The sequence below is a fragment of the Chromohalobacter sp. HP20-39 genome (genome assembly GCF_033052815.1).
In the GTDB taxonomy this organism is placed as follows: domain Bacteria; phylum Pseudomonadota; class Gammaproteobacteria; order Pseudomonadales; family Halomonadaceae; genus Chromohalobacter.
This window is the reverse complement of record NZ_JAWHTP010000171.1, coordinates 1-437: the sequence shown is the minus strand read 5'-3', so window position 1 is coordinate 437 and position 437 is coordinate 1. Positions and strand designations below refer to the sequence as shown.

The window sequence follows — 437 nt, the reverse complement described above, 5'->3', positions numbered from 1 at the left end:
CATCAACATTGCAGTAAATATGGTATTTTTTAGACGAGCATATTTTGTTTGAGGCTGTGAAAAGTGCGACTCCAATTGGGCCTGTGCGTCGGCGGCACCAAGTTGAACTGGTTGCTCCCCTTGAGGAAGCGCTCGATCTGCTGGGAAATAGCTAAAACTAGCAAGCCCAGGGGGGTGCCTTTGGTCCAACATAGCCAGTAAAGCTGGCCAAACTGAATTATCAGTCGCCTGCACGCCAGCTTCTGCTGAGACCATTAATTCAATCCTGCACTGATTATTCTCATTTTTCAGTTGAGATATCGCCCCCTCTACTTCTACGCGAGTTGACTCCAGCGCTGCAGTCCCTTGTGGGGTACTAAGGAAGCCTACCAACGTTATCTGATTTGCAAAGGCTTGCCCCATGCGAACTTGGAAGATCCCTCTACAAACTTGTTGAA

Annotated in this window: 1 protein-coding gene; it reads right to left on the bottom strand. The window is 48.3% G+C overall.

Annotated features, from left to right (window positions below):
- Positions 1-402: hypothetical protein (locus tag RVY79_RS17485; RefSeq protein WP_317465756.1), on the bottom strand; the 402-nt coding region annotated here is incomplete at its 3' end.
- Positions 403-437: the final 35 nt, after the last annotated feature.